The sequence below is a fragment of the Catenulispora rubra genome, assembly GCF_015356825.1.
In the GTDB taxonomy this organism is placed as follows: Bacteria; Actinomycetota; Actinomycetes; order Streptomycetales; family Catenulisporaceae; genus Catenulispora; species Catenulispora rubra.
In genome coordinates this window covers 21473-27577 of sequence record NZ_JAACYW010000149.1, presented here as the reverse complement: position 1 = coordinate 27577, position 6105 = coordinate 21473, and the positions used below count along the sequence as shown (strand labels likewise).

Genomic DNA, 6105 nt, shown 5'->3' with positions numbered 1-6105 from the left:
CAGCGCCCCAGCGCCCCAGCGCTCAAGCAATCCCCTGCTTCAGCCCCGCCAGCAACGACGTCGCATTCTCAGTCTGCTGATAAAGCACCCGATACCCGTTCCGGGCCCGGGCCACCAGCCCCGCGCGGTGCAGGATCTTCAGGTGGTACGAAACCGTCCCGGCCGTCAGATAGTGCCGCTCGCTGAGCTCCGTCGTGGTCCGCGGCGTCTGGAGGTCCGCCAGGATCCGCGCGCGGGTGGCGCCGAGCAGTTCCGGCGTGGCCGGGATCAGCGGGTCCGCGTTGCCGCCGGCCTGGGCGGGGTAGCCGATCATCGGCAGGCGTCGCTCGGGTGCCGGGGACAGGTCGGCGACCAGCAGGGGCCGGGAGAGCGTGAACACCATCGGGACCAGGTGCAGTCCGCCGCTCGCGGAGACGTTGCCCGACAGGCGGCTGAACAGCCGGAGCTGGTTCTCGCGCCAGGGGTGCATGCTCGGGTGCAGCGTTCCCAGCATCGCGCCGAAGCCGCCCTCGACGATGTGCTTGGCGCGCGCCTCGATGTCGTACAGCATCCGCGTGCGCAGCGAGCTCCACATCGGGGCGCCCAGCGTGTGCCAGTACTGTTCGAGCTCGGCGGCCAGGCGCTCCGCGAGGCGTTGCTCGCCCTGCTCGATGGCGTTGCGCAGGACCGGCGGGGTCGGGTGCGCGCGCAGGTTGCCGCCGTTGGTGCCCTTGAGCAGGAGCCTGATTTCCCAGCGCAGGCGCTGGGGCGAGGTCGTGGCGATCGCGTGGAGCTCGTCGGCGAGGTCCGTCTCGGGCCGCCTCGGCTGCGGCGTCAGGGCGTCGGGGACGTAGTCCCACTCGCCGCTGAACAGCGCTTCCAGCAGCACCAGCCTGCGCTCCTGCACCACCTGGCGGATCAGGTCCTGCATCCGCCCCTTCGACGTCCCGTCCCGACGCAACAGGCTCAGGCTCTCGACCGCGGTGAAGGCAGGGGAGATCCCGAACCTCGTACGGGCCAAGGTCGTGCTGTCCAAGCCCAGCTGCAGCATGTTGCCCCCAACGCCTGATGTGCTGACTCGAGCCGATGGAACGCGCCGTGGCACGCCCCCACCGATGGCCGGTGAAGGTGTGTCGCACCGCGTCTGTGGTGGACGCTTCGGCCGCCGTGTATGGCCCGCCGTGTGTATAGACGTCCACGCGATGTATTTGTTGGCGGTCGCCGCGGGAATTCCGCACCGCGCGGTGTCGGTGGCGTGCGGTGCGGAACCCGCCTCGATCAGAGTGCTGACCCGCGTGTGTCGGCGTGCACCGGATACCCGCGGGTCAGCCCGGCTGCTACGGCTGCCAGGTGTCCTGGTGCAGGCTGTCGGTCGACTGGACCCAGAACCAGTTGTGGACGTGGCCGGCGGAGTCGAACCCGAAGGCGTGCTGCTCGGCGTTGTTCACGTTGTCCGCGAAGCTGTTCCCGACCAGGTTGACGACGCCCCCGGGCGTACTCGTGCTCACGTCCTGCCAGGCCGGAGCGACCCCGGCCTTCGTCCAGACGTGGTCCAGGTGCCCGGTCGCAGCGTCACCGAAGTACACGTGCTGCTGGCCGATATAGGTGAACCCGGACGGGTCCCCGGCGATTGAGAAACCGCTCGCCGCCGTCAGGTCCTCCACCGTCGGCGAACCGCCGACCTGCGGATCGAACACCCAGTGCTGCAGGTGCCCGGCGGTGTCGCGCGCGTACACGTGCAGGTCGATGTCGTTCGTGGGGTTGCCGACCCCGTCCACCGCGCCGGCCAGGGCCAGCGGCGAGGCGTCGGAGGCGAGCTGCGGACCGCCCCACTCCTGCTGGTGCACGTAGTCCGGGTCAGAGGTCTGCCACCACCACATCCGCAGGTGGCCGTCCGTCCCCCGGGCGAAAACGGCCTGGACCTCGCCCCAGATGACCGGGGACGGATTCCCGGTCAGCCGGCCGCCCCAGTTGGCGCCGGCCGAGACCTTGTTGTTCGTCACCGAGTAGACCCAGTGATGCAGGGTCCCGTCGCTGCCCCGCGCGAAGATCTGCTGCTGGACTCCGCCGATCCCGTTGTAGACGAACCCTTCCGGGTTGCCGGCGATGTCCGTGTACTGACTTCCGCTCGCCTGCGCGGACGCCGTCCAGTCGTCCGCGCCCCAACTGCCGGACACCGAGCCGGTCACCCAGTGCAGCAGATGGCCGTTCGTACCCCGGATGTACACATGCATCTGCCCGGGAGAGGCGAACGCCGTGGGCAGGCTTCCCGGCGCGGCCGAGCCGGCCGGCGCCACGATCTCGTGAGCGTAGGCGCCCTGCGTGGTGTACGAGTACCACGCGTGCTCGACGCTGCCGTCCGGCTGGACGGTGAAGGTGTGCTCGGCGTTGTCGAACATGATCGCCTGCGAGCTCGACAGGGTGCCGCCGTAGCCGGGGTCGCCGGCCGCCGGAGTGTCGAGGAAGCCGGGCGCACGGCCGACGGCGTCCACGACCGGGCCCATGGCCGCGTACGTCGAGTACAGCTCCGTCGAGCCCCACGCCTTCTGCGCCAGCGCCCGCTGACGGTCCTTGAGGTCGCGCTCAAGCTGGCCGATGTCGTAGTTGCCCGAGTTCCACACCGACATCTTGATGCCGGCCAGGTGCGAGTCGTTGTCCCCGCCGGGCAGCGTCAGCCCGCCGTCGAACGTGCCGGGATGGAACTGCTCCCAGATCGACGCGGCGGTGCCCATGCCCTGGTTGCCCTCGTTGTAGTAGAGGGAGCCGGCGCTCGCGTTGATGAGCTGGTTGCCGTTGGCCGCGATCTGGGCCGGCGTCGAGAAGACGATGTCGCACGAGGAGTTGTAGTTGAAGGCGCGCAACCAGTACTCGACGGTGATGTCGGGGTTGAGCGTCACGCTCGAGGTCGGGAACAGGTCGTCGTTCCACATGCGCATCGTCTTGCTGTGCTGCTTGACCAGCGTGTCCATCTGGTTGGCGAAGGTGCGGTAGACGTCCTGGATCGTGCCGTCGGGCCCGAACTGGCTCTTCGCGTAGTTCGTCAGCTGCGGCAGCAGAGTCGAGTTCGGATCCATCTTCTGGCAAGCGGTGGCGTACTCGTCGCCGCCCATGTGCCAGATCGGGGTGGAGAACTGGTCGATGTACTGGGAGACCAGCTGCTGGGCCCACGCCACCGCGCTGGGGTTGGTCAGGTCGAGCGCTCCGGCGATCTTGCCGCCGGTGGTGCTGTTCGGGTCGTTGAGCTCGTACTGGGCCGGGATGTTCTCCCGCGCCGTGTCCATGTGGCCGGGCACGTTGACCTGGCCGACCAAGTTGACGTGGTACGCCGCGGCGAAGGCGCTGAGCTGCTGGAGCTGGGCGTTCGTCAGGCCCAGACCCGAGATGTACACCATCAGCTCATTGAGCTTGAGGTAAGACAGCTCGCGGATCTCGTTCTCCCAGAAGTGCACGGGGAACGTGCGCGCGCCGTTGTCCACCAACATCGACCGCACCTTGTACTTCGGCGAGTCGACCGCCGTACCGGCCGGCAGGTTGAGGTTCTGGCGCAGCATCTGCAGGATCGTCCGCGTCCCCCAGAACGCGCCGGTCTCGGCCGTCGCGCTCACCTGGAGCACCGGCGCGACGGTGAGCGCGTAGCCCTCGGCACCGAGCTGCGGGTTCGTGGACCCCAGCGACAGGAAGACGTCGCCGGGGGAAGCATTCGCCAGCGTCCCCTGCACGATCTGCGGGGTCGCGGTGTTCAGGTCCAGGGCAAGGTCGTTCGCAAAGGTCTGCGCGTCGGCCGTCAGCGCGGAGGCGTCCGCGGTGTTGACGACGATCCGGCCGCCGCCGGTCCACGAATAGCCCGAACCCGAGCCTGCCGACCACTGCTGCAGGGCCGGCAGGACCGGGGGAGGAGCCGAGGCGTCGGCGCGCGCCTTCGACGCCGCACTGCCGAGGCCGATGCCGGCTATCAGGAGTGAGAGGATCGCGACCAGGATCGTCGCGGGTCTGCTTCGATGGTGTGTCACCGGAGTCCTTCTGGATAGGTCGGAACGGATGCCGTTGCTGTCGACGCACCGATCTTCGAGGGCGGTGGGAGAACGGAGAGGACGAAGTCACCCCTATTAAATAAGCAACTTGAAGGTAATATCCTGCGAACAGACGTGTCAAGGTTCCGACCGGTTGGCACCCTTCTGCCCTGGTCAGCCGAACGCCGCCCTTGAGGGAGACAAAGCGTGACCACACGCAGCGGTGATCGATCACTGCTCCGGCGCATGAACTTGTTGGCGACCCTGCGCTGTGCGGGCGAGGTGCCGAAGACCATCGCCGCCTTCGCGGCGGCGACCGGCCTGTCCCGCACGGCCGCCGAGGCCGTCGTCCTGGACCTGGTGGAGCGCGGGTGGCTCCTGGAGGACGGCCAGGAAGGGCACCCCGGCGCCGGGCGCCCGGCCCGGCACTACCGTGTACACGCCGAATCCGGGCTCTTACTCGGCATGGATATCGGCCCGCACAACATCGTCGTGACCGTCACGGACCTGCTCGGCGAGCCGTTGGCCTCCGTGCACCGCACCGTGGAGCCGGGCGCCTCCGCCCCGGAGCGGCTCGACTTCGCAGTCGGCGTCGCCGACGAGGCGCTCGCCGCGGCCGGCAAGCGGCTGGCCGATGTGTGGATCGCCGGCGTCGGCACCCCCGGCATCGTGCACCGGGGCCGCGTCGAGCAGGTCATGGCCGGCGACTTCCCCGACCCGGATCTGGCCGTCCGGCTCAGATCCCGGCTCGGCTGCCCGGTGCTGCTGGAGAACGACTGCAACCTGGCCGCCGTGGCCGAACGCTGGCGCGGTGTCGCGCAGGACGTGGACGACATGGTGTTCGTGCTGTCCGGCAACCGCACCAGCGCCGGACTCCTGCTCAACGGCAAGCTCTACCGGGGCCACTCCGGGGGCGCCGGCGAGATCGGAGCGCTGTCCCGGCTCGGCTGGGACGAGGCGCCGACCCACCTGGAGGCACTGCGGGTCGACGGCGGTCCGATGCGCAGGGAGCAGGTCTTCGCCCTTGCCGCACAAGGCGATCCGAAGGCCGTCGCCGCCGTGGACGCCTTCAGTCAGGGACTGGCCTTCGGGATCGCGGCGTTGGCCCTGGCCCTGGATCCGGAAGTCGTGGTGATCGGCGGCGGCATCGTGCGCGCCGGCGAGACGCTGCTGACGCCGCTGCGCCGCTACGTCAACGACTACACGTACACGCGGATATCGACGGTCCACGTGTCGTCGCTGGGCAACCAGTCGGTGAGCCTCGGGGCCGTGCGCTTCGCGCTCGACGCCATCGACGCGTTCCTGGAGCGGACCGTGGAGCTCTCGTCGTCCTTCCCGGCGCCGGAGGCCGCGACCTTCTCAGACATCGACGCACCGGTCCTGCGCAAGGGGGAGGCGAGCGCCTCGGCTACCCGGTGACCAACGCGGCCCGGGTGAGCATGGCCCGAGTGAGCATGGTCGCCGTCCGCACGATGCTGGCGACGGCCTCCTCGGGCGCCAGGCCGTTGAGATCCATCAGGGAGAACAACGCCTCGGCGCCCATCACGACCGACAGGTCCCGCTTGAGCTGAACCAGCGTCTCCTGCACCTTCTCGCCGTCGCCCGCCGACTCCGCGTACGGCCGCAACGCCTCGTCGATGAGGCCGAACCGCAGCCCGGGCCGGGCCACCGTGCTGCCGGGGCGCACGATCGTGGCGGCGATCATCGCGCGGACCGCGCCCTGGCGCCCCAGGACCAGCCGGGCCAGGTGCTCGGCCACCGCCGCCACGCGCACGACCGGATCGGCGGAGTCCGCGACGGCGGCCAGCGCCTCGCCCGGGGCCGGCAGCGTGTCCGCCATGGCCTCGGACAACAGGCTGGCCAGGTCCGGGAAGTACCGGTAGGCGGTGGCCTCCGAGACCAGTGCCGCCTTGGCGACCTCCGGCATCGTCACCTCCCCGCCGGTGAGCATCAGCTCGGCGGCCGCGGCGACGATGGCCGCGTGCGTGCGCCGTTTCTGGTTGACGCGGCCGGTGGGCTGTGCTGGTTGCGGAGTCTGTGCTGGTTGCGGGGCCTGGGCCGGTTGCGTGGCCTGCGGGGTCGTCATCGGAGTCCTCTCGTGTCACTGAGTCGACTC

General features: G+C 69.7%; 4 protein-coding genes. 1 reads left to right on the top strand and 3 read right to left on the bottom strand.

What is annotated here, in order from left to right; translation table 11 throughout:
* Positions 1-22: 22 nt before the first annotated feature.
* Both GWK61_RS32365 and GWK61_RS32360 read right to left on the bottom strand, forming a co-directional pair.
* A complete protein-coding gene (locus tag GWK61_RS32365; RefSeq protein ID WP_194915488.1) occupies positions 23-1030 on the bottom strand; it encodes an ArsR/SmtB family transcription factor in 1008 nt (335 codons plus the stop codon).
* Between the two features lie 286 nt (positions 1031-1316).
* Complete coding sequence (locus tag GWK61_RS32360) at positions 1317-3989, bottom strand: family 20 glycosylhydrolase (protein ID WP_194915487.1); 2673 nt, start codon at positions 3987-3989, stop codon at positions 1317-1319.
* 207 nt (positions 3990-4196) lie between these two features.
* Between GWK61_RS32360 and GWK61_RS32355 the strand changes: the two genes are divergently transcribed.
* The gene (locus tag GWK61_RS32355; RefSeq protein ID WP_194915486.1) at positions 4197-5408 is read left to right on the top strand and encodes an ROK family protein; all 1212 of its coding nucleotides are present in this window, start codon (positions 4197-4199) and stop codon (positions 5406-5408) included.
* Here the strand turns inward: GWK61_RS32355 and GWK61_RS32350 are convergent.
* Positions 5398-6075 carry a TetR/AcrR family transcriptional regulator gene (locus GWK61_RS32350; RefSeq protein ID WP_194915485.1) on the bottom strand — a complete coding sequence of 226 codons (678 nt, stop codon included), beginning with the start codon at positions 6073-6075 and terminating at the stop codon, positions 5398-5400. The genes GWK61_RS32355 and GWK61_RS32350 overlap by 11 nt on opposite strands.
* Positions 6076-6105 lie beyond the last annotated feature (30 nt).

What these genes read in the sequence shown, in the direction of transcription:
- GWK61_RS32365 (WP_194915488.1), bottom strand. Translation starts at nt 1,030, where the DNA reads ATGCTGCAGCTGGGCTTGGACAGCACGACCTTGGCCCGTACGAGGTTC.
- GWK61_RS32350 (WP_194915485.1), bottom strand. Translation starts at nt 6,075, where the DNA reads ATGACGACCCCGCAGGCCACGCAACCGGCCCAGGCCCCGCAACCAGCA.